Origin of the sequence: Rhodomicrobium sp. (assembly GCF_047605405.1) — a bacterium.
Classification (GTDB): domain Bacteria; phylum Pseudomonadota; class Alphaproteobacteria; order Rhizobiales; family Rhodomicrobiaceae; genus Rhodomicrobium; species Rhodomicrobium lacus.
Genome location: NZ_JASGFR010000001.1, coordinates 148,089 through 168,700, shown reverse-complemented (window position 1 = coordinate 168,700; position 20,612 = coordinate 148,089). Strand labels below are relative to the sequence as shown.

General features: G+C 61.6%; 19 protein-coding genes, 1 tRNA gene and 1 pseudogene. 10 read left to right on the top strand and 11 right to left on the bottom strand.

All coding sequences use genetic code 11. From position 1 onward, the window contains the following. Nucleotides 1-17: 17 nt before the first annotated feature. The 3 genes from QM659_RS00755 to QM659_RS00745 all read right to left on the bottom strand — a co-directional run bounded on the left by QM659_RS00755 (nt 18) and on the right by QM659_RS00745 (nt 1,624). Complete coding sequence (locus QM659_RS00755; RefSeq protein WP_127077567.1) at nt 18-551, bottom strand: carboxymuconolactone decarboxylase family protein; 534 nt, start codon at nt 549-551, stop codon at nt 18-20. A gap of 106 nt (nt 552-657) precedes the next feature. Further along, complete coding sequence (locus tag QM659_RS00750) at nt 658-1,212, bottom strand: peroxiredoxin (RefSeq protein ID WP_303485140.1); 555 nt, start codon at nt 1,210-1,212, stop codon at nt 658-660. 328 nt (nt 1,213-1,540) lie between these two features. Then, nucleotides 1,541-1,624 (bottom strand) — tRNA-Leu (locus QM659_RS00745). A 163-nt stretch (nt 1,625-1,787) separates the two neighbouring features. Here QM659_RS00745 and QM659_RS00740 point away from each other — a divergent pair. Next, nucleotides 1,788-3,320 (top strand): acyl-CoA carboxylase subunit beta, encoded by a 1,533-nt coding sequence (locus QM659_RS00740; protein ID WP_127077569.1) that lies wholly within the window; start codon nt 1,788-1,790, stop codon nt 3,318-3,320. An 8-nt stretch (nt 3,321-3,328) separates the two neighbouring features. After that, complete coding sequence (locus QM659_RS00735; RefSeq protein WP_415187000.1) at nt 3,329-4,291, top strand: WlaTC/HtrL family glycosyltransferase; 963 nt, start codon at nt 3,329-3,331, stop codon at nt 4,289-4,291. A 58-nt stretch (nt 4,292-4,349) separates the two neighbouring features. Here QM659_RS00735 and QM659_RS00730 read toward each other — a convergent pair whose 3' ends face one another. From QM659_RS00730 to ccmA, 5 genes are read right to left on the bottom strand one after another with little or no spacing between them, the layout of a single operon-like run. After that, nucleotides 4,350-4,949, bottom strand: coding sequence for a DsbE family thiol:disulfide interchange protein (locus tag QM659_RS00730; RefSeq protein WP_415186999.1), 600 nt, complete (start codon nt 4,947-4,949; stop codon nt 4,350-4,352). Then, the gene (gene ccmD / locus QM659_RS00725; protein ID WP_127077572.1) at nt 4,946-5,125 is read right to left on the bottom strand and encodes a heme exporter protein CcmD; all 180 of its coding nucleotides are present in this window, start codon (nt 5,123-5,125) and stop codon (nt 4,946-4,948) included. Before ccmD ends, QM659_RS00730 begins: the two co-directional genes overlap by 4 nt. Further along, nucleotides 5,118-5,915: a heme ABC transporter permease gene (locus tag QM659_RS00720; RefSeq protein ID WP_415186998.1), complete on the bottom strand. Its 798-nt coding sequence runs from the start codon at nt 5,913-5,915 to the stop codon at nt 5,118-5,120. The genes ccmD and QM659_RS00720 overlap by 8 nt, the downstream gene beginning before the upstream one ends. 34 nt (nt 5,916-5,949) lie before the next feature. Next, nucleotides 5,950-6,609 carry a heme exporter protein CcmB gene (gene ccmB / locus QM659_RS00715; protein WP_127077574.1) on the bottom strand — a complete coding sequence of 220 codons (660 nt, stop codon included), beginning with the start codon at nt 6,607-6,609 and terminating at the stop codon, nt 5,950-5,952. Continuing rightward, nucleotides 6,606-7,289 carry a heme ABC exporter ATP-binding protein CcmA gene (gene ccmA / locus QM659_RS00710; protein ID WP_415186997.1) on the bottom strand — a complete coding sequence of 228 codons (684 nt, stop codon included), beginning with the start codon at nt 7,287-7,289 and terminating at the stop codon, nt 6,606-6,608. Before ccmA ends, ccmB begins: the two co-directional genes overlap by 4 nt. Nucleotides 7,290-7,385: 96 nt before the next feature. On the opposite strand from ccmA, the gene acnA reads away from it, so the two are divergent. Together acnA and QM659_RS00700 are read left to right on the top strand one after the other, a co-directional pair. Beyond that, entirely contained in the window at nt 7,386-10,136 is a 2,751-nt protein-coding gene (gene acnA, locus QM659_RS00705; RefSeq protein ID WP_415186996.1) for an aconitate hydratase AcnA, read from the top strand. A gap of 326 nt (nt 10,137-10,462) precedes the next feature. Continuing rightward, nucleotides 10,463-10,717 carry a hypothetical protein gene (locus QM659_RS00700; protein ID WP_127077576.1) on the top strand — a complete coding sequence of 85 codons (255 nt, stop codon included), beginning with the start codon at nt 10,463-10,465 and terminating at the stop codon, nt 10,715-10,717. Nucleotides 10,718-10,955: 238 nt separating this feature from the next. Here QM659_RS00700 and QM659_RS00695 read toward each other — a convergent pair whose 3' ends face one another. Next, nucleotides 10,956-12,077, bottom strand: coding sequence for a site-specific DNA-methyltransferase (locus QM659_RS00695; protein ID WP_415186995.1), 1,122 nt, complete (start codon nt 12,075-12,077; stop codon nt 10,956-10,958). A gap of 227 nt (nt 12,078-12,304) precedes the next feature. On the opposite strand from QM659_RS00695, the gene QM659_RS00690 reads away from it, so the two are divergent. Next, a complete protein-coding gene (locus tag QM659_RS00690) occupies nt 12,305-13,519 on the top strand; it encodes a DUF6236 family protein (RefSeq protein WP_415186994.1) in 1,215 nt (404 codons plus the stop codon). Between the two features lie 35 nt (nt 13,520-13,554). Here the strand turns inward: QM659_RS00690 and rimK are convergent, their stop codons facing one another. Further along, a complete protein-coding gene (rimK, locus tag QM659_RS00685; RefSeq protein WP_415187033.1) occupies nt 13,555-14,454 on the bottom strand; it encodes a 30S ribosomal protein S6--L-glutamate ligase in 900 nt (299 codons plus the stop codon). Nucleotides 14,455-14,559: 105 nt separating this feature from the next. Continuing rightward, nucleotides 14,560-14,937, bottom strand: a pseudogene (locus QM659_RS00680) (ATP-dependent zinc protease); the annotation flags it as partial. A 466-nt stretch (nt 14,938-15,403) separates the two neighbouring features. Here QM659_RS00680 and QM659_RS00675 point away from each other — a divergent pair. The 5 genes from QM659_RS00675 to QM659_RS00655 all read left to right on the top strand — a co-directional run bounded on the left by QM659_RS00675 (nt 15,404) and on the right by QM659_RS00655 (nt 20,554). Next, entirely contained in the window at nt 15,404-16,123 is a 720-nt protein-coding gene (locus QM659_RS00675) for a response regulator (protein ID WP_127077580.1), read from the top strand. Beyond that, nucleotides 16,123-17,568, top strand: coding sequence for an ATP-binding protein (locus QM659_RS00670; RefSeq protein WP_415186993.1), 1,446 nt, complete (start codon nt 16,123-16,125; stop codon nt 17,566-17,568). Before QM659_RS00675 ends, QM659_RS00670 begins: the two co-directional genes overlap by 1 nt. 169 nt (nt 17,569-17,737) lie before the next feature. Then, a complete protein-coding gene (locus QM659_RS00665) occupies nt 17,738-18,058 on the top strand; it encodes a hypothetical protein (protein ID WP_415186992.1) in 321 nt (106 codons plus the stop codon). Further along, nucleotides 18,055-18,540, top strand: coding sequence for a hypothetical protein (locus QM659_RS00660; RefSeq protein WP_303485096.1), 486 nt, complete (start codon nt 18,055-18,057; stop codon nt 18,538-18,540). Before QM659_RS00665 ends, QM659_RS00660 begins: the two co-directional genes overlap by 4 nt. 217 nt (nt 18,541-18,757) lie before the next feature. Then, nucleotides 18,758-20,554, top strand: a complete 1,797-nt coding sequence (locus QM659_RS00655; protein ID WP_415186991.1) for a tetratricopeptide repeat protein — start codon at nt 18,758-18,760, stop codon at nt 20,552-20,554. The last annotated feature ends 58 nt before the right edge of the window (nt 20,555-20,612 follow it).

The following is a 20,612-nucleotide window of genomic DNA, read 5'->3' as shown; positions in this document are numbered from 1 at the left end:
GCGTCCGGCATTTCGCATCAGGCCTGCGCAGGCGTGCTCGCTTCGAGCGCCACGGCCACGGACTGCACGATTGCCGCAAAGCGCACCGCCGTCTGGATCGTCTCCGAAGACACGCCGCCCTCGCGCAAAACCTTCTCATGGGCGTCGATGCACATGCCGCAGCCGTTGATCGCGGAAACGGCGAGCGACCACAGTTCGAAGTCGTTCTTGTCCACGCCCGGATTGGCGATGACGTTCATGCGAAGGCGCGCGGGCTTCGTGCCGTATTCCTTGTTCGAGGCAAGGTGCACGAAGCGGTAATAGACGTTATTCATCGCCATGATGGACGCGGCAGCCTTGGCGGCTTCGAGAGCGGCGGGCGAAAGGTGCTTCGCGGCCTCGGCCTCGAACGCGGCTGCAACCTCGCGGTTGCGCGTGGAGATCGCGGAGGCGAGCAGAAGGCCGTATTTCGTCTGTTCGGAAAGAGTCTGGTCGTTGAGCGTGGACGAGAGATTGAGCTTCACGTCCTTGGCGAAGTTGCCGAGGCGGTCTTTGATGGCGTCGATCGACATCGTGCGGTCCTGTCGGAAAGTTGGAACTGTCGGAAAGTTGACATGCAAAAGCCCGGACCGTCGCGTTTGCGACGCCCGAGCCTTGCATTTCGGAAGACGGTCGCTGTTACGCGGCCTTGAGCGTGTCCCCGCCGACGGCGCGATTGCAGGGGCAGAGTTCGTCGGTCTGCAGCGCATCGAGCACGCGCAGCGTGTCGGACGGATTGCGGCCGACATTGAGGTTGTTGGCGTAAACGTGCTGGATGACATTGTCGGGATCGACAATGAACGTATAGCGATAGGCGACGCCCGCATCCGAGCGCACGCCGAGGCCGTCGATCAGCGACCCCTTCGTGTCGGCGAACTGCCAGATATTGAGGTTGTGCAGATCCTTGTGATCGCGGCGCCATGCCAGCTTGCAGAACTCGTTATCGCTCGATCCGCCGAGCACGATGGCGTCGCGGTCCGCGAACTCGCTGGAGAGGCGCGCGAATTCGGCGATCTCCGTCGGGCAGACGAACGTGAAGTCCTTCGGGTAGAAGAAGATGATTTTCCACTTGCCCGGGAAGCTGCTTTCGGTCAGCGCCTCGAACGCGCTCGCGCCGTTCTCTTCGTGAAAATTGAAGCCCGGCTTCACACCTGTAACCTCGAAAGACGGCAGCTTGTCGCCAATTCCCAACATAGCGAGTTTCCCTTCCGGTTATTTAACTGTCGGATTTGATTTAACGCAAACCACGTGCCAGGGGCATTCACGTTGCGGTGCAACATGGCTGCTATGACTTAACCGCAGAGATGACCGTCTGCCAAGCGTTTCGTTTGCCAAGGCTTCGGGGCTTCGCTCGGGCAAGCGAACACGGCGACCCGACCGGCGCGCTCAATCGCGCGCTCCGAGATAGCGATCCCATCGGCACGCTCAAGGCGCGCACATCCCGTATCGGGTGAGCGGCGAATGCTGATCGAATTGTTATTATGGGGGTTTCTTGCCGCTTCCCGGCGGGGGAAACGAAAAATGGTGCGGTCGAGAAGACTCGAACTTCCACGGGTTGCCCCACTAGCACCTCAAGCTAGCGCGTCTACCGTTCCGCCACGACCGCAGCACCCCGTCATGTAATCGCCGGGGAGCCGCTTGTCTAACAAAAGATTCTCGCCCGCACAAGCCGCGACATGACATTCCAATTACGAATTTGCGGCGATCCGCCTTCAGCGCTAGTGTGCGCCATTCTCAAGCATGCTTTCAGCCCGCATACCGGAAAAACCATGAAAGAAATCATCGCCGAACTCGAACGCCGCCGCGCCGTAGCACGCCAGGGCGGTGGTGCACGACGCATCGAAGCCCAACACAAGCGCGGCAAACTGACCGCCCGCGAGCGCATCGAGTTGCTCCTCGACGATGGCTCTTTCGAAGAATACGACATGTTCATGGAGCACCGTTGCACCGACTTCGGCATGGACTCCACGAAAATCCCCGGCGACGGCGTCGTCACCGGCTGGGGCACGATCAACGGCCGCGTCACCTATGTGTTCGCGAAGGACTTCACGGTGTTCGGCGGATCGCTTTCGGAAGCGCACGCGCAGAAGATCATCAAGGTCCAGGACATGGCGCTCAAGAACCGCGCGCCCATCATCGGTCTTTTCGACGCGGGCGGCGCGCGCATTCAGGAAGGCGTGGCGGCGCTAGGCGGCTACGGCGAAGTGTTCCAGCGGAACGTGCAGGCTTCGGGCGTGATCCCGCAGATTTCCGTCATCATGGGCCCCTGCGCCGGCGGCGACGTGTATTCGCCCGCCATGACCGACTTCATCTTCATGGTCCGCGATACGTCGTATCTCTTCGTGACCGGCCCGGACGTGGTGAAGACCGTCACGAACGAGGAAGTCACGGCCGAGGAACTTGGCGGCGCCAGCGTGCACACGACGCGCTCTTCCATCGCCGACCGCGCCTTCGACAACGACGTGGAATGCCTGCTCCAGATGCGGCGGCTCATGGACTTCCTGCCGCAGAACAACAAGGCCGCCGTTCCGCATCTGCCGACGCATGACGACATCCGCCGTCAGGAGCCTTCGCTGGCGACGCTCGTCCCCCCGGACGCGACGAAGCCCTACGACATGAAGGAACTCATCACGAAGATCGCCGACGAGGGCGACTTCTTCGAGATTCAGGAAACCTTCGCGCGCAATATCATCACGGGCTTCGCGCGTCTCGGCGGCTACCCCGTCGGCATCGTGGCCAACCAGCCGATCGTGCTCGCGGGCGTGCTCGACAGTGACGCCAGCCGCAAGGCCGCGCGCTTCGTGCGCTTCTGCGACTGCTTCAACATCCCGCTCATCACATTCGTCGACGTGCCGGGCTTCCTGCCTGGCACCGCGCAGGAATATGGCGGGCTCATCAAACACGGCGCGAAGCTGCTCTTCGCCTATGCGGAGGCGACCGTGCCGAAGATCACCGTCATCACGCGCAAGGCCTATGGCGGCGCTTACGACGTGATGAGCTCGAAGCATATCGGCGGCGACGTGAACTATGCGTGGCCTACCGCCGAGATCGCGGTGATGGGCTCGAAGGGCGCGGCCGAAATCCTCTATCGCGCGGAACTCGGCGACAAGGACAAGATCGCGGCCCGCATCGCCGAGTACAAGGAGCGCTTCGAGAACCCGTTCATCGCGGCCGAGCGCGGCTATATCGACGATGTCATCATGCCGTTCAACACGCGCTACCGTCTGGCGCGCGCGCTCAACATGCTGCGTCACAAGCAGCAGGAACTGCCGTGGAAGAAGCACGACAACATCCCGCTCTGAAGGACTTTATGAGCCAAGTCACCATCGTTACCGGCCTATTCGACATAGGCCGGGACTCTCTCAATAAAAGTTTTCGAAGGCCGTTTTCCTATTACGTCGAGAATTTCAAAAAGCTTCTTTCAATCGATTATCCGATGGTGGTTTTCGGAGACGAGGAACTTCGACACATTGTTGAGGCGCGTAAGCACGCGCCTACCTATTTCATATCCACCGATCTGAATCGCCTGCGCGAAACGGAGACTTATCCGGCAATTGTCGCGGCCCGCGAAAGACTTCGTGAGAAGTTCTCCATGCGGCCAGGCGTGATAAAGGCGCCGCAGGCAACGCTCGATCTCTATATGCCGCTCGTGTCCCAGAAAATTTACTGGCTGCGCGATGTCGCGAGACTGAACCCCTTCGGTTCAGATCATTTCATGTGGGTCGACGGCGGCATTGCCGGGCATTTCAAGCGCTTCTCGACGAGATATTTCGAGGGAAATTTCAGGAACAGCCTTCCCGCCTATATGCAGAACAGGATGTTCTTCGTCCTTTTTCCTATCCGCCGCGATGCTGAAGAACTTCACGGTTTCGAGAAAGGCAAATTCGACGAATGGGCTGGCGAACCTCTGGACCATGCTGTGCGCGCGGCCGTTTTCGGCGGCGATGCGGCGAGTATCGAAAGAACGGTCCCGCTCTACGATGAGATTTTGCGCGCTACTCTTGCCGAAGGGCTGATGGGCACCGAAGAAAACATCATGACCATCATGGTCTGCCGGCATCGCCAGCTCTTTGATCTGCACCGCACCGTATCGGGAATCCCGTCCGAGTTCATTCTTCGCCACGACCCTCTAGGCTCGTTCCTTTTCAAGCTAGGCTGGCAACGCATCGCGCTCAAACGGGCATCGAAGCGTTACAGAAGGAGACTTCTGGAACGCCTCCATCTCCGCGAAAGAAGCGCGCCCCTCCAGGTTGATTCGCTTTCGAGCAAATGAACCGCCGATATAGGGATGGAAGGGCGAGATATACTCGCCTCAACCCCGGCGCCAGCCCTTATGACTGCGGCGGCGCAGCCTTCGCGGCTTTCTCCATCGCGGGCTTGAGTTTCTGCGCGATGACTTCTTCAGTGAGCGGCCCGGCGTGGCGGTACGCGATGCGGCCGGCGCCGTCGATCACGAACGTTTCGGGCACGCCATACACGCCGAAATCGATGGACACCCGTCCGGTGTCATCCACGCCGATAGCCTTATACGGGTTGCCGAGACGCGCCAGAAAACGTTTCGCCCCCGCGGGCGTGTCGCCCTTGTAGTTGATGCCGTACACCGGTATGCCCTGCCTCGCGAGGTCCGTGATCAACGGATGCTCGACCTGACACGGTGCGCACCACGACGCCCACACATTGATCAGCGAAACGCGCCCCTTCTTGAGATCTTCGGACGAGAAGCCGGGCACGGGCGATCCGGTGGGGCTCGGCGCCCCGGGAAGCGCCGCGAGCTGGAAATCCGGCACCGGCTTGCCTATCAGCACGGATGGCAGGCTTTGCGGGTCGCCGGTGCGGAGCTGGTAATAAAGCAGCGAAAGAACCGCTACGACGATGACAACAGGCAGCACGAGGCGGCGCGGCTTTGTCGGGTTTTCAGGTGTGTCGGTCATGAATTGCCCTGTCCCTGGCCCGAGCGCCGCTTGAGCCCGCGCCGTTCGAGATCGGCGAGGCGCTTCGTCTGTCCGCGCTCGTCGCCCCACGCCCACAATGCAAGCGCGATGACGCAGAACGCCGCCGCGCCGTAGGATATCCAGATGAAAGCCGCGTGAGGTCCGAGATCAAGCATTGGCCGCCTCCTCAGTCCCGGCGCGCGCCGCATCGCCGCGTACATGCCGCGCGATCAGCGCGTCGCAGCGCCGCCGCAGGATTTCGGCGCGCATCGCCTTGAGATGCAGCACCACGAACAGGAGCGTGAACGCTATCGCCATCACGAGGAGCGGCCAAAGAAGCGACGAGTGGATCGTCGGTCCGTCGGCGCGGATCACGCTCGCGGGCTGGTGCAGCGTATTCCACCAGTTCACCGAATATTTGATGATCGGGATGTTGACCGCGCCGATCAGCGCGAGGATCGCGGCGGCGCGCCCCGCCCTTCCCGGCTCGTCGATGGCCTGGCGAAGCGCGATAAGGCCGAGATAGAGGAAAAACAGGATCAGCACGCTCGTCAGCCGCGCGTCCCACACCCAGTAGGCGCCCCACATCGGCTTGCCCCAGAGCGAACCGGTGACGAGCGCGAGCAGCGTGAACGTCGCGCCGATGGGCGCCGCCGCCTTGGCCGACACGTCAGCCAGCGGGTGCCGCCAGATGAGGTAGCCTGCCGACGAGATGGCGATGATGGTGTAACACATCATGGCGAGCCACGCGGACGGCACATGGATGAACATGATGCGAACCGTCTCGCCCTGCTGGTAGTCGGGCGGAGCGAGGAACGCGCCGGTAAGGCCCACGGCGAACAGCAAAAGCGTCGCGACCGTGAGCCATGGCAGCACCTTTCCCGACAGCCGCATGAAGGTTGTCGGATTGGCGAGCGTGGAAAACCACCCCGGCCGTATCGTTTCGGTGTTCGTCAGGTCTGCCATAAGCGTCTCGTCCCCACTTTGTATCTTATATAACTCACTCCAAACTCAGGCGAAGGGCAAGGGCAGCGGCAAATGGCATCGCCGCCACCGAAAACAGCGAAAGCGCCCCGAGCAGCAGGATGCTTTGCGAGAAAGCCCCCGGCGCGCCGGACAACGCACCGACGCCGAAGATGAGGAAAGGAGCGAAAAGCGGCAGGATCAAGAGCGGCAGCAGCAATGCGCCGCGCCGTAGCCCAAGCGTCAGGGCAGCCCCCGCGCCCGCGACGAAGCTGATGCCGAGCGTGCCGACCGCCAGCGTGGCAAGCAGCTTCGGCACCGCGTCGAGTTCCATGTTGAGAAGCAGCCCCGCGAGCGGCGTCACCACGATGAGCGGCACGCAGGTGGTCAGCCAGTGCGCAAGGCTTTTCGAGGCGGCGATGAGTTCTGACGGCAGCGGGCCGATGGCGAGCGCGTCGAGCGAGCCGTCATCGCGGTCTTCCTGAAACAGCGCGTCGACCGACAGCACGGCCGAAAGCAGAAATGAGATCCAGAGGATGCCCGGCGCGATGCGAGACAACAGCGCGAGGTCCGGGCCGAGGCCCAGCGGAATGATCGACACCGCGATGAGATAGAAGCCGAGAGCGGTCCCGATGGCGGAGCCTTGGCGCAGCGCAAGTGTCAGATCGCGGGTAAGGAGCGCGAGGAAGGCTTTCATGCCGCGAATGCCCGCCCGGGCTTCAGTTCGAGAACGGTCGCCGCATCGCCCAGCGCAAGATCGAGATGTGTCGAGACGAGCGCGATGCCGCCTTGCGCGAGATGGTCGCGAATGGCCGTTTCAAGGCGCCGCGTGGAGGCCGCGTCGAGCGAGACGGAAGGTTCGTCGAGAAGCCAGACCGAGCGCTTCGCCGCAAGCAGCCGCGCGAGGCCGAGGCGCCGCGCCTGCCCTTGGCTGAGATGGCCCGCGCGATACTCCGCGAGGTCGAGAAGGCCGAACGCGTCGAGTGCATTCTCGGCAGCCTCCGTGTCGTCCGCGCCCGAATAGAAGCGCTGCCAGAAGCTCACATTTTCGATGACCGTGAGGCGCGGCTTGATGCCGTTCGTGTGGCCGATGTAATGGAAGTGCCCTTCGCCGGTCCCCTCGCCCTTGTCGTCGGTCACGACGATGCGGCCGCAATCAGCCGGGAGATAGCCCGCGATGGTGCGAAGGAGCGTCGTCTTGCCTGCTCCGTTCGGTCCGCGAAGGATCAGCGCGTGCCCGGCCTCAACCTTGAACGACAGCGCTGGCACCACGATCCGCCCGCCGCGCTGACAGGCAAGCTTCTCCGCTGCGAGGCTCGAAACCGGCGTCGCGCGAGCAGAAGCGGAACCAGAACGGGTGAGCGGGGTAATACTCACAAATGAAAATCTCGTGTCGAAGGGAGGCCGAACCTCTCTTTATGGTACTCTGCCGCATGCCCACAAGAAGCATTTTCGCACAGATGGAGAATCGCTGTGGCTTCCTTAACTCCGCGCTCCCTCGACAGCTTTCGCAGCCGGAAAACGCTCACTGTCGATGGAAAGCCGTATGAAATTTTCTCGCTTCAGGACGCGGAGGCGAACGGCCTTTCCGGCGCCTCGAAGCTTCCGTTCTCGCTGAAGGTGCTGCTAGAAAACCTGCTTCGCTTCGAGGATGGGCGGACGGTGACGGCCGACGACATCCGCGCGGTAGCCCAATGGCTCGCCGAACGCCGTTCGACGCGCGAAATCGCGTTTCGTCCGGCGCGCGTGCTTATGCAGGATTTCACCGGCGTGCCCGCCGTCGTCGACCTCGCGGCCATGCGCGACGCGATGGCGAAGCTTTCCGGCAATACCGCCAGAATCAACCCGCTCGTGCCCGTCGATCTTGTCATCGACCATTCGGTGATGGTGGACAGCTTCGGCAATGCCCGCGCCTTCGAGGTCAATGTCGACCTCGAATATGAGCGCAACCGCGAGCGCTACGAGTTCCTGCGCTGGGGTGCGCTGGCGTTCGACAATTTCCGCGTTGTTCCCCCCGGCACCGGCATCTGCCATCAGGTGAACCTCGAATATCTGGGGCAAACCGTGTGGACGAAGGACGTTGACGGCGTTGCCCAAGCCTTCCCCGACACGCTCGTCGGCACCGACAGCCACACGACCATGATCAACGCGCTTTCCGTGCTCGGCTGGGGTGTCGGCGGGATCGAGGCGGAAGCGGCCATGCTCGGCCAGCCGATTTCGATGCTGATCCCGGAGGTGATCGGCTTCCGCTTCACCGGCAAGCTCAACGAGGGCGTGACCGCGACCGACCTCGTGCTGACCGTGACGCAGATCCTGCGCAAGAAGGGCGTCGTCGGCAAGTTCGTCGAATATTTCGGCCACGGCCTCGATACGCTCTCGGTCGAGGACCGCGCGACCATGGCGAACATGGCGCCCGAATATGGTGCGACCTGCGGCTTCTTCCCGACCGACAAGGACACGCTCGCCTATCTTCACGCGACGGGCCGCGATCCGCACCGCGTGGCGCTCGTCGAGGCTTACGCCAAAGAGCAGGGACTGTGGCGTGAGACGTCGACGCCCGATCCCGTCTTCACCGATGTGCTCGAACTCGATCTTGCAACCGTGGAGCCGAGCCTTGCCGGGCCGCGCCGCCCGCAGGATCGCGTCGCGCTAGGCCAGGCTGCGGCGGGCTTCTTCGATACGGTCGCCGAGATGCGCGCGCCGAAACCCGGCAGCGAGGCGGCGGAGATGGTCTCGGAAGGCGCGCCGAACGGCGGCCCCGTCGAGCGAGCCGTCGCGGTAGAAGGAGCGGACTTCTCGATGGCGGACGGCCACGTGGTGATCGCCGCCATCACCTCCTGCACCAACACCTCGAACCCGAGCGTTCTCGTCGCGGCGGGCCTTCTCGCAAGGAAGGCGCGCGAAAAGGGCCTCAAGCCGAAGCCGTGGGTGAAGACGTCGCTCGCGCCGGGCAGTCAGGTCGTAACGGATTATCTCACCATATCCGGCCTGCAGGCCGATCTCGACGCCCTCGGCTTCGGCCTTGTCGGCTATGGCTGTACCACCTGCATCGGCAATTCCGGGCCGCTGCCGGAGCCGATCTCGAAGGCCATCGCGGAAAAGGACCTCATTGCCGCCGCCGTTCTCTCCGGCAACCGCAATTTCGAGGGTCGCGTGAACCCGGACGTGCGCGCGAACTACCTCGCATCGCCGCCGCTCGTCGTCGCCTATGCGCTTGCCGGCTCGATGAAGATCGACCTCACCGCCGATCCCCTCGGCACCGACACAGGTGGCAAGCCGGTGTTCCTCGCGGACATCTGGCCGACATCGGCGGAAATCGCGGAGATAGTGCGCACGTCCATCACGCCCGAGTTGTTCAAGACGCGCTACGCTCACGTCTTCAAGGGGGACGAGCGCTGGCAGGCCGTCGGCGGCAACCAGACCGGCAAGACTTACGACTGGGACGACGCCTCGACCTATGTGCGCAACCCGCCCTATTTCGAGCACCTGACCGGCGACGCGCCGCCCCCCGTCGCCGACATCGAAAACGCGCGCGTTCTGGCGCTGTTCCTCGACTCGATCACCACCGACCACATCAGCCCGGCCGGGTCCATCGCGCGCACGAGCCCCGCTGGCCGCTACCTCATCGAGCGCGGCGTCGAACCCCGCGACTTCAATTCCTACGGCTCCAGGCGCGGCAATCACGAGGTGATGATGCGCGGCACCTTCGCCAACATCCGCATCAAGAACCAGATGGTGCCGGGCGTCGAAGGCGGCGTGGCGCTGCACCAGCCGGACGGCGGGCGTATGTCGATCTACGACGCGGCGATGGCGTACAAGGCGGACGGCGTGCCGCTCGTGGTCTTCGCGGGTCGCGAATACGGCACAGGCTCCAGCCGCGACTGGGCGGCGAAGGGCACGCGGCTTCTCGGCGTTCGCGCCGTCATCGCGCAAAGTTTCGAACGCATCCATCGCTCGAACCTCGTCGGCATGGGCGTGCTGCCGCTCGTGTTCGAGGATGGCATGTCGTGGCAGGCGCTCGGGCTGACCGGCTCGGAAACGGTGACGATCCACGGACTGGGCGATCTTTCACCGCGAAAGCGCATGTTGGCGGAAATCGCCTTCGCCGACGGCTCGCTGAAGAACGTCCCGCTCCTGTGCCGCATCGATACGGTCGACGAACTTGCCTACTTCCGCGCGGGCGGCATCCTGCCCTACGTCCTGCGCAGGCTTGCGGCGGCCTGACCGAGTCGGATCACGTTTTCGAGAAAAGTCCCGCAGCGCGCGGGACTTTTTCGTGCAATCGCGGCAGGATTGTGCGCAATCATCCGTTCACGGCTCGAAAACCGCCCCCGATCGCGGCAAAAAAACCAAGTATTTCGAGCGCGTTACCAAAGTGCGGGAAAGCGACAAAGAAACGCTTGCGCCTCCGAAATCCCGCTGCAACACTTGTCATATATCAAAGAACACAAGCTCGCCCGTTGCCCGCAGCTTTAGAAATTCGCGGGTGCAGGCGAAGCATTTTCGGAAAAAGCCGCCGCCAAGAAACGGAAGAACCGGGAGTGAGCGCCATGGCGCAGAGCACGAAAGCCCCCTTCGATCAATGGGTCGAGACCGCGAACAGCCTCGGCCGACAGTCCGCCTCCAGCGTCGCCTGCCCGTGCTGCGGCTCGACCTCGCTCAGCGTGCGCGATGTCGAATACGGCTTCGGCCACGATCGCGGCGTGCAGCGCTACATCTCCTGCGGCCATTGCGGCGCGTTTACGGGCGTCGCCGTGCGCCATGCGGGCGAGGTCGAGAAGCAGGCACTTCGCGCGGCGGAATAGCGCTTCCATCCGTGCGGACTGGCCGGGCGCGCGACCCGGCCTTTTTTGTTCGCATGACGCGGGCCCGATGGTCCGGGTTCCGTGCGACAATCGTCCTGTCCAATCGGGGCCGATTTCACGCAGCCGACAAAGTTCGCCCCAAGGATGGGCGACGGCCTAGGTCACAATCGAGTCCATATGCTGCTCGGCAGAATTGGCGTTCTGGAGCGGCTTATGATCTGAAGTTCAAGTCCGCCGCTCACGCCGCCGCGCGCATGCCCATGGTCTTGCGGACTTCGAGGCGCAAGAGATCGATGGGCGCGAGCCCGTCCCTCGGCTTCTCGAAATGCCAGAAGGTCCAGCCGTTGCACGCGCCGCGGCCCTGCGCCTTCGCGCCGACCGCATGAATGGAACCGCGCGTGCCGTTCCACATCAGCGACGCGTCCGCCATCACCTGCGCGCGGATTTCCGCCTTCGCATCGAACAGCACATCGCCCGGCCGCAGCATGCCGCGTTCCAGCACCATGCCGAAGGGCACGCGCGGCTCGGCGCGCTTCGAGGTGATCAGCGCGGCGGCCTTCTCGTCGCACGGCTCGATGGCCGCGATGCGGGCGCTCGCCGCCGCCACATAATCCGGGTCGCGCTCGATGCCGATGAAGCGGCGGCGCAACAGCTTAGCCACCGCGCCCGTGGTGCCCGTGCCGAAGAACGGGTCGAGCACGAGATCGCCGGGCTTCGTCGTCGCCAGCAGCACGCGGGCGAGCAGCGCCTCGGGCTTCTGCGTCGGATGCGCCTTGCGTCCGCCGTCGTCGCGCAGCCGCTCCGGGCCGGAGCAGATCGGGATGAGCCAGTCCGAGCGCATTTGCAGGTCGTCGTTGAACGCCTTCATCGAGTCGTAGTTGAACGTCGGCCGCGCCTTCTCGTCGCGCGCCGCCCAGATCAGCGTCTCATGCGCGTTGGTGAAGCGCGTGCCCTTGAAGTTCGGCATCGGGTTCGTCTTCAGCCAGATGACATCGTTCATCATCCAGAAGCCGAGATCCTGCAGCGCCGTGCCGAGCCGGAAGATGTTGTGATAGGTGCCGATGACCCAGAGCGCGCCGTTCGGCTTGAGCACGCGGCGGCACTCCGCGAGCCAGGCGCGGCTGAAACGGTCATAGGTGGCGAAATCGGCGAAGCGGTCCCACGCGTGGTCCACGCCGTCGACGCGCGTGTTGTTTGGGCGGAGCAATTCGCCGCCGAGCTGGAGATTATAGGGGGGATCGGCGAAGACGAGGTCGACCGACGCGGACGGCATGCGCCGCAAGATGTCGAGGCAATCGCCCTGAAGAATACCTTCCGCGGCAAGGGGCGCCGCCCCGCCGGATACAACACAAGAACGCATGACTCACCACTGCAACGGATACCGGAACAGGTGGGAATTTAGCAGAATCCGACGCAAAAAGGGTTAACGAGATGGGGGAAAGGGGGCCGCTTTTGCGAGCGGGGAATGACTGAAATTGCGCCCGCCGAAATTTATGGCCATGGGCGAGAAAAATAATTGAAAAATACACTTTCCGATTTTACATGTGAAATTATATATCTATTAAATCTTGATTGGAGTCGTGCGCCATGCTCGGAACGGCACTTTATTACCCTTATATCGATATTCGCGACGGGGGGTGGCTCAGATCAGCAGTCCTTTTTTGGGACAAAGTTCAAACAATCGTTCCCACGTCTATCCCGCATCCTTATAATTCAGCAGATACTAAAATCTGTGAAGAGGAAGGATACCTTCACCCGTTGCGTTGTGACATGCATCAGGAATTACTCGAAGAGCTTGGTAGACGCGTTTTTAAACTTCTGGACGATCCAGAATGGAATCTGCGCCTGACTGGCAGCGGCCATCAAGATTCCGTTAAAGGATCTCTTGTGCATGCCGATAAGATCGGTCGCCGAATTAAATCGAGGCTAGAAGAAATAGTAGGCATACACCCGGACAAGATGCCACCCGCTTTGCGGACACTTGCAATCCAATCCGGTGGCCTCGAAATGCTTTCTGCGGAAAAATTATCGCCAGAGCTTCGTCAAATATTTCGTCATTTTGACATGTACAGGATGCACCCAGAGAAACTATCGCACGAATTGCAGCACATACTCAGGCACCAGCTCCGCCGTTACGAAGAGGGGGATTGGATTGTTGTGAGCGGTCGGTTTGCCGAGGTCTACATGTCGGCGCTCGCTGCACTGCTCGCGAAGGAAGTTCAGGTATCCCCATTAACGAACGAAGAGCCCTCCTCGGGCGTAAATCTTCGTTGTCTTATTGATGATGTTTCGGCGAGCGGACCAGCGGCCGCACGAGGTGCACTTGTTTCAGTCGTTATGGAAGGGCTTAAGGTCGACCCTGAGACCCCCATGACAAAACTATTGGCTTTTCGCAAAAATCGTACCGATCAACTTGCCGAGCTTTCGGGGCTCTTCGACGATCTGAAGTTGAAGATCGAGAAATCATCTTCAGCGAAGGAACTCGAAGAAGGTGCCAAGGGCCTGTTTGAGAATAAAATCCGACCCGGTCTTACAAAGCTCAAAAAAGAACTAAAGACGCAAACAATCCATAGTGTGTGGGAGGGCGTCCAAAGGGGTGTCACCGTATCCGTGCCCGCAAGCGGAGTGCTTGCTTATGCGACAGGTTTTTCGGGAGCGATGCTCCTCGGAGCTGGTGCCTTCATAACGTTAGCAGATGTCGGGATTAAGTCATATTTGGCGAGAGCGAAGACGCGCGCATCCTCTCCATACACCTACCTCCTTGATGTTGAGCGGAAGTTCTCACTACCGGCATACTCTTGAATTAATTTTCAGGAACGCTCACCCAACAGCCGCACCTAAGCCGCCTTCCTCATCCTAGGTCGCGTGCCGAAACTGCGCTGCTCGATATAGTCGAGCACGAGGCCGGCCACGTCCACGCCGGTGGTGCGTTCGATGCCTTCGAGGCCGGGCGAGGAATTCACCTCCAGCAGCAGCGGCCCCTTCGACGAGCGCAGGATGTCCACGCCCGCGAATTTCAGCCCCAGCCGATGCGCGGCCTTGATCGCAAGCTTGCGCTCCTCCGCCGTGAGTTTCGCCTCGAAGGCGAGCCCGCCCTTGTGCAGGTTCGCGCGGAATTCGTCGCCCGCCGCGCGCCGCACCATCGCCGCGATCACCTTGCCGTCGAGCACGATGCAGCGCAGATCCTGTCCCGCCGCCTCGGAGACGAATTGCTGCACGAGGAAGCTCGTCTCGGCGCTGCGCAGCGCGTCGATCAGCGACACGGCGGATTTGCGGTTCTCGGCGAGCACCACGCCCTTGCCCTGCGTCGATTGCAGGAGCTTGATCACGAGCGGCGCGCCGCCCACCATCTTGATGAGGTCGTCGGTGTCGTGATGCGAGCTGGCGAACGCCGTGTCGGGCATCGGCAGCTTGTGCATCGCGAGAAGCTGATGGGCGAAAAGCTTGTCGCGGCTCTGCACGATGGATTGCGCGGAATTCAGCACGCAGGCGCCCGTCATCTCGAACTGGCGCACGACGGCGGTGCCGTAGGCGGTGATCGACGCACCGATGCGCGGGATGACGAAGTCGTAATCGGGGAGCGTCTTGCCTTCGTAATGCACCGCGCTCGCGATGGACTTGATGTTCATGTAGCAGCGCAGCGTGTTGATCGGCTCGATCACATGATCGCGCTTCTCGGTTTCCTCGATGAGGCGGCGGTTCGAGAAATTGCCGGGCTCCATGGTGAGGAGCGCGATGCGAAGCGAGCGCTTCTTCGGCTTGCCCGCCTGCTCGCCATAGACGTCATAGGAGAGCTGCGCCTGACGAAATTCCGACCATGGCAGGATGGTGGCGGATGCGCCTTCGAGGGCCGTGCGGCCGAGAAGCATGCGATGCGCCATGGTGTAGCGGTTCGAGAGCGAAATCTCGATGGGCCATTCGCGGTCGCCGATCCTGATCGGCGTTTCGATGATGAAACGGTTTTCGGCCTGACCGTTGGAGCTTCGCACCATGCGCCGGTCGACGATTTTCGCCGTGCACCAGACTTCGATGTCGTCGCTGTAGTCGGCGGGATGGACGCCGAAGCGGACGCGGGGCGCATCGATCGGACCGAAGGTTTCAATCGAAAAGGCGTGCAGCGCCGAAGTGCGCGCGCCCGTGTCGATCTTGGCCTTTACCGCAGGCAGCCCCAGCTCGGGAAGCGCAACCCATTCGCGCCAGCCTAAAACGAACGGCTCCATCGAACCTTCTCCGGTTTCAGAATCGGTTGCTGTCGTAGGTTATATCAACGACTTGCGCCTGCCGCTGCACCGTCTTTCGACAGGGGGAGGGGGAGCGCTCGGACTAACGCTGCGTGCTCGTCACTTGTTCCGCGAATCGTTTCTGCCTGGCATGCTAAGGAAATCAGGCTGCGGTTTTATGACAAAAAGGGAAAAGCCGCTTTTCCTTCCAGACCGTCTCACCGCGCGCGCCAAATGGCCCACCCTGCAAAATGGCCTGCGGGCTCTCTGAAAATTGTGTCGCGATTTGCCGGAATTGTCCATTGGCGCGCTTTTTTACGGCTAGGGTTAGCCAAATCGTGTCTTTTGCGCAACTTTGACAAAATCAGGTCCGACAAGGGGCTCAGCCACAGCGCGCGACACCGGCCCGGCGCGTGACAGCGACTTCGCTCGCGGGCGCTTTGATCCACGCCAGAGGGAGAAGCCAATGGACACATCCACTCATATTCTCGTCGTCGACGATCACAAGGACATCCGCGACCTCCTCGCGAAATTCCTCGTCAAGCATGGCATGCGTGTGACGGTGGCGGCCGATGCGGCGGAAGCGCGGCGCCATTTGAAAGCGGGTGCATTCGACCTGCTCGTGCTCGACATCATGATGCCGGGCGAAGATGGGCTTTCGCTGTGCCGCGATATTCGCGACAGCAACAGCGCTCCGATCATCTTCCTGACCGCCGTGGCCGAAGATACCGATCGCATCATCGGTCTCGAACTCGGTGCCGACGATTACGTGACGAAGCCCTTCAATCCGCGCGAACTCCTGGCGCGCATCCGGGCCGTGATCCGCCGCGCGCAAAGCATGCCGCCGAGCCGCGACACGCCGCCCGGCGAAAGGATCAAGTTCGGGCAATTCGTCTTCGACGCCGACCGGCGCGAACTCATCGACGGCAACCAGATGGTGACGCCGCTATCCTACGGCGAACATCTGCTTCTCGCGGCGTTCCTGCATCGTCCCAACGTGGTGCTGACGCGCGACCAGCTTCTCGACATCACGCGCGGCCGCGCGGCCAATCTGTTCGACCGCAGCATAGACAATCAGGTGAGCCGCCTTCGCCGCAAGATCGAGGAGGATCCGAAAGATCCGAAGATCATCCAGACCATCTGGGGCGGCGGATACAAATTCGTCGGCACGGTCGAGCGCGTGTAATGCAGATTTTCCCCAAAAGCCTGAAGGGCCAGCTCGTCGTTCTCACCATCGCCGGGCTTATCCTTGCGCAGGCCGTCGGCTATATCGTCATCATCCGCGATCAGCAGTCCCGCATGATGAGGGATTGGCTCAACGGCATTTTTACGCGCGTCGAAACCGTGGCGAATATCGTCGATACGACGCCGTCGCAATATCACGACACCATCTTCGCGGCAGCAAGTTCGCCCGTCCTTCAGTTCTCCATCGACGATGAGGCCATTGCCAGAAAAACAGCCGACAATGCGACGGACGAGCCCGAGGGCGCACGCGAGGTATTCGGCAGCCGGGCAAACAATGTCATCGTTGCCTATTACGATCCCTTCCGCGCGGAGTTTCGCCTGGAAACGCTCGCTCGCGGTTTTCATAGGGCCTATGAACGGCTGCGCGGGGCATCCGACCCGAAGAGCGCATCCGACTATCCTGTTTATGCGCACATTTCGGTGCCGCTCCAAAACGGCGCGTGGCTGAATGTCGCTGTCCGGCCTCGCGGCGCGCCGACGCACGCGCCGACCCTCTTCGTTCAGTTCGTCATCATGGCGGCGATCGGCGCCTTCGGTATCATGTTCATCATGATCCGCGTCGTGCGCCCGCTGAAGGAACTGGCTGACGCGGCCACGGCGCTCGGCAGACGCGAATACACAGCAAAGCTCGAAGAAAAAGGCCCCATGGAGGTTGTGGAGACGATCCGCGCCTTCAACGACATGCAGGACAGGCTTTGCACCTTCATGCAGGACCGGACGAAGATGCTGGCGGCGCTCAGCCACGATCTTCGGACGCCGATCACGAGCTTGCGGCTTCGCGCGGAGTTCATCGAAGACGACGAAATGCGCCGTAAGATCCTCCAGACGCTGGCCGAGATGTTCCAGATGACGGAAGCCGCGCTCGCCTACGCCAAGGGCGGCGAACTGGAAGAACTGGAAGAATCGCGGCTCGTCGATGTCGGCGCGCTCGTTTCGTCGGTATGCGCCGACCTCGCGGACATGGGCGCGCCGGTCGAATGCAGCGACACGCCGAGCTTCAGCCTGCATTGTCGCGCCTTCGCCCTGAAACGCGCGCTTCGCAACATCGTGGTGAACGCGGTGGCGTATGGCACCCATGCGCGCGTCACAACGCAACTCGCGGGCAACGAAGCTTTGATCGTGGTCGAGGACGATGGGCCCGGCATCCCCGAGGGCGACATGGAAAAGGTCTTCTCGCCTTTCGTCCGCCTCGAAAATTCGAGAAATGCCGACACCGGAGGAATGGGGCTCGGCCTTGCGATCGCGCGCGGCATCGTGCGTTTTCACGGCGGCGACGTCATCCTGAAGAACCGGCCGGAGGGGGGGCTTCGCGTAACCATCGCCCTGCCGGGCGCCTCGGTCATAGGAAAATCTTCGGCGGCTGCGCTTGAGCCCGCGGGGGTTTGACGCTTCGAGGCGAGCCCGTCTGTCTCGCGAACAAGGCGTCATGGAGATCCGGTGTCACGGAGCACTTGACGCCGCAAACGCCGTGCGAGGGCAACTCACGCCTCACGCTTGGCATAAGCATCGCGTGCGATAAGCGACGCGCTTGCAGTTCTGCCACCAAGAGGATGTGATGTACCAGTTTGCCTATTCTTTCATCTGCGAGGAACCGACCTCGCAGGATGTTCCCACCGCGCGCAAACTGGCAGACGCAGTCGACTTGTTCGACGCTACAAATGGCACGGAGTTGCCTTCGCACCACCGCCACGAGGCCTTGTCGGAATTCCGCAGGATCTGGATTACCGTCGCCGACGAAGTTCCGGCGGGCGTCGGCGAACGCCACGATGCGGCGGAAGTCAAGACTGTCCTTCTCGAAGAGGTGGAGCGCCGCCGTTTCTCGCGCGCGAAGACCCTGCTCGCCTCGCGTTTTTTTTCCGGGAGCAGAGTCCAATGACAGCGGAGGGTGCGTTCTTTGTGGAAAGCGCCCCGGAACTGGAAGTGGACTTCGCAACACTGGAGCGGGTTCTGGGAGCCGCGCTCGGCGGCTTCGCCTCGGAACTCCGTCTTGTCGACGTGCTCGACTTCGCTGCTTTCATCCGCATCGGTCAGATTGCCAACCTGAGGAGCCTCATTCACTCCTCAGCCGAGCTTTATTTCAAACCTGGAACGATCGAGCTTTGTGAACTCGGACAAGCGCTGCTATCATGGTCAGCGCCACCGGAAATCCTGCTGCCCATGAGGTTCCGGCACGCGGGAGTGCGCGCGTATTTTCACCTCAGGCTAGCGGCTCGGTCCGCATCGGTCGACCTTGAATCCGTTGCCATAGAGGACGACGCCGATGGCTGCCTTGAAGCGAGGCTGAAACACGCCGTCGAAACTGCGGCCGTCCAGCGACTGCAAACCGCTTCGGCCGGGGGGAACGATGGCGCTACCTAGGGTCGCACGCTTGCGTTTGCATGCTGTTAGCTTATCGATGGCATTGACGCTAATGTTGCCAATTACCATAATTGAGTTGCAATCTAAAGGCGGTGCGTCGCCCCCGATGTAAGGCAATGGCTAAACTTCTTATAAAGTTTTCTTTTATGCCGCACAATGTTGACATAGGCTGTCACTCTTAAGAAAATGGCATAAGCGCTTCGCCCCGGTACCTAAAATGAAAGTGGTGAACAAGCGTGCTTGGCAATTTGAACGGCGCATCGTCACGATCATGGCTACGGACGTGGCCGACTATTGCCGTCACATGGGAGCAGACGACGAAATTACGCTGTCGCGTTTCCTGACCTATCGCGAGATAACCGAACATGTCATCCGCTCGAACAGGGGGCGCATGTTCGGCGTTGCCGGCGACTCCTGGATGGCCGAATTTTCGACCCCCCTCGATGCGGTGCGAGCCGCGATCGAGACGCAGCATGCCATCGCACGGCGTAATCTCCCGTTGCCCGAGGAAAATCGGATCCGCTTTCGGATCGGCCTTCACATGGGCGATGTCATCGTCGATTCCTCAGGCCTCTTCGGCGACGAAGTGAACATTGCTGCGCGGTTGCAGCAAATCTGCGCGCCGGGGCATCTTATGCTCTCGGAAGCCGTAGTCCGCGCCGTGGAAGAGAAGATCAATGTCGCATTCAAACCGCTCGGGCCGTGCCATCTGAAGAACATCCTCGGGCCGGTTTTTGCATTCTCCGCCAATCTCGGCCCGACGCAGGGCGAAGTTTCGCCCGGCACGGCGATCCAGCCGACGCAAGACCGAGATTTGAAGCCCGCGCTCGTCGTTCTGCCTTTCGAGGTCCAAGGGTATATGGCGGCTGGTGAAACCGGCAGTGAGGCCTTGTCAGACTCTCTCGTCAACGGTCTGTCGCGGCTACGCTGGCTTCCCATCCTCTCCCAATGGTCAAGCTTGCGGTTCCACAATGCCAAGCGGAGCCCCTGCGAAATCGGGCAGGCGCTCGGTTCACGCTATCTCGTGGCAGGTCGCCTCAAGCATTGCGGAACCGAACTTCGCGTGACGGTCAATCTGATCGATGCAAGCAACTGTCACAATCTCTGGGGACGGACATTCTCTTTCGACGCCACGTCGCTCGCCGCCGCGCAGGACGACTTTACGACAGCCGCCGTAAGCGCCCTTGAGGTGGAACTCGAACGCGCGGAGTTCGCCCGCCTCAGCGTCAAGAAAAAGGAACAGCTGGACGCATGGGAACTCGTTCGCAGAGGCACATGGCATCTCAAGAAGCTGAACAAGAGCCACCTGGACATCGCGGCCGAATACTTCAAGGCGGCCCTCGACCGCGATCCCGGTTCGAGCGAGGCGCTGATCCAGCTCGCCACCTGCCATTTCGCGCAGATCTGGATGGATCGGAGGGAACCGGGGCTCCTGCGAGAGACCGAGGACCTCGCGCGCAAGGCGTGCCTTATCGATCCGCAGGATGCGCGCGTCTACTTCGTCATTGCCCTCGTGAAACTGGCAACGGATGCGCCGCAGCATGCGCGCATCTATTTCCAGCGCGCAATCGAACTCAATCCGAGCTTCGCCGCGGCCCATTGCGGCCTTGGAAGCTGTTGCACTATGGCGGGGGCGCCGGCGATGGCGATCGCTCATTTGCAGCGAGCGATGCGTCTTAGTCCGTGCGACCCGCTGACCTTCCACTTTCTCGGTGAAACGGCACTCGCCTATCATCTGATTGGAGAATGGGCGGCGGCAGCCGACCATGCCGAGCGCGCCCTCCATCTTCGGAAGCGATACCGGCTCGCTAGGATCGTCCAGATCGCAACTCTTGCGCGAAGCGGCGATACGACGAAAGCCGGCGCCGAAATGGAGAAGTGGCCACCCGCGTTCTTTCAGCGCGAGGTTGAAAGGCTTCCCTTTAAAGATAGAAGCTGGAATGCGTTCCTTATAGAAGGGCTGAGGCTTGCGGGGTGTGATGCTCATGATCGCAGCCGGGAGAAGATCGATTAGCGAAGCGGGCATGCCTCTGAAAGCTGAGGGTGCTCGTTCGGCGAACCATTTCAGGCAA

Coding starts and splice junctions, on each gene's coding strand:
- ccmD (WP_127077572.1), bottom strand. CDS start 5,125: ATGCTTGATCTCGGACCTCACGCGGCTTTCATCTGGATATCCTACGGC.
- QM659_RS00690 (WP_415186994.1), top strand. CDS start 12,305: ATGCTCGGAACGGCACTTTATTACCCTTATATCGATATTCGCGACGGG.
- QM659_RS00695 (WP_415186995.1), bottom strand. CDS start 12,077: ATGCGTTCTTGTGTTGTATCCGGCGGGGCGGCGCCCCTTGCCGCGGAA.
- QM659_RS00755 (WP_127077567.1), bottom strand. CDS start 551: ATGTCGATCGACGCCATCAAAGACCGCCTCGGCAACTTCGCCAAGGAC.
- QM659_RS00750 (WP_303485140.1), bottom strand. CDS start 1,212: ATGTTGGGAATTGGCGACAAGCTGCCGTCTTTCGAGGTTACAGGTGTG.
- QM659_RS00730 (WP_415186999.1), bottom strand. CDS start 4,949: ATGACCGACACACCTGAAAACCCGACAAAGCCGCGCCGCCTCGTGCTG.
- QM659_RS00735 (WP_415187000.1), top strand. CDS start 3,329: ATGAGCCAAGTCACCATCGTTACCGGCCTATTCGACATAGGCCGGGAC.
- QM659_RS00675 (WP_127077580.1), top strand. CDS start 15,404: ATGGACACATCCACTCATATTCTCGTCGTCGACGATCACAAGGACATC.
- QM659_RS00665 (WP_415186992.1), top strand. CDS start 17,738: ATGTACCAGTTTGCCTATTCTTTCATCTGCGAGGAACCGACCTCGCAG.
- QM659_RS00700 (WP_127077576.1), top strand. CDS start 10,463: ATGGCGCAGAGCACGAAAGCCCCCTTCGATCAATGGGTCGAGACCGCG.
- QM659_RS00720 (WP_415186998.1), bottom strand. CDS start 5,915: ATGGCAGACCTGACGAACACCGAAACGATACGGCCGGGGTGGTTTTCC.
- QM659_RS00655 (WP_415186991.1), top strand. CDS start 18,758: ATGAAAGTGGTGAACAAGCGTGCTTGGCAATTTGAACGGCGCATCGTC.
- QM659_RS00660 (WP_303485096.1), top strand. CDS start 18,055: ATGACAGCGGAGGGTGCGTTCTTTGTGGAAAGCGCCCCGGAACTGGAA.
- QM659_RS00670 (WP_415186993.1), top strand. CDS start 16,123: ATGCAGATTTTCCCCAAAAGCCTGAAGGGCCAGCTCGTCGTTCTCACC.
- QM659_RS00740 (WP_127077569.1), top strand. CDS start 1,788: ATGAAAGAAATCATCGCCGAACTCGAACGCCGCCGCGCCGTAGCACGC.
- ccmB (WP_127077574.1), bottom strand. CDS start 6,609: ATGAAAGCCTTCCTCGCGCTCCTTACCCGCGATCTGACACTTGCGCTG.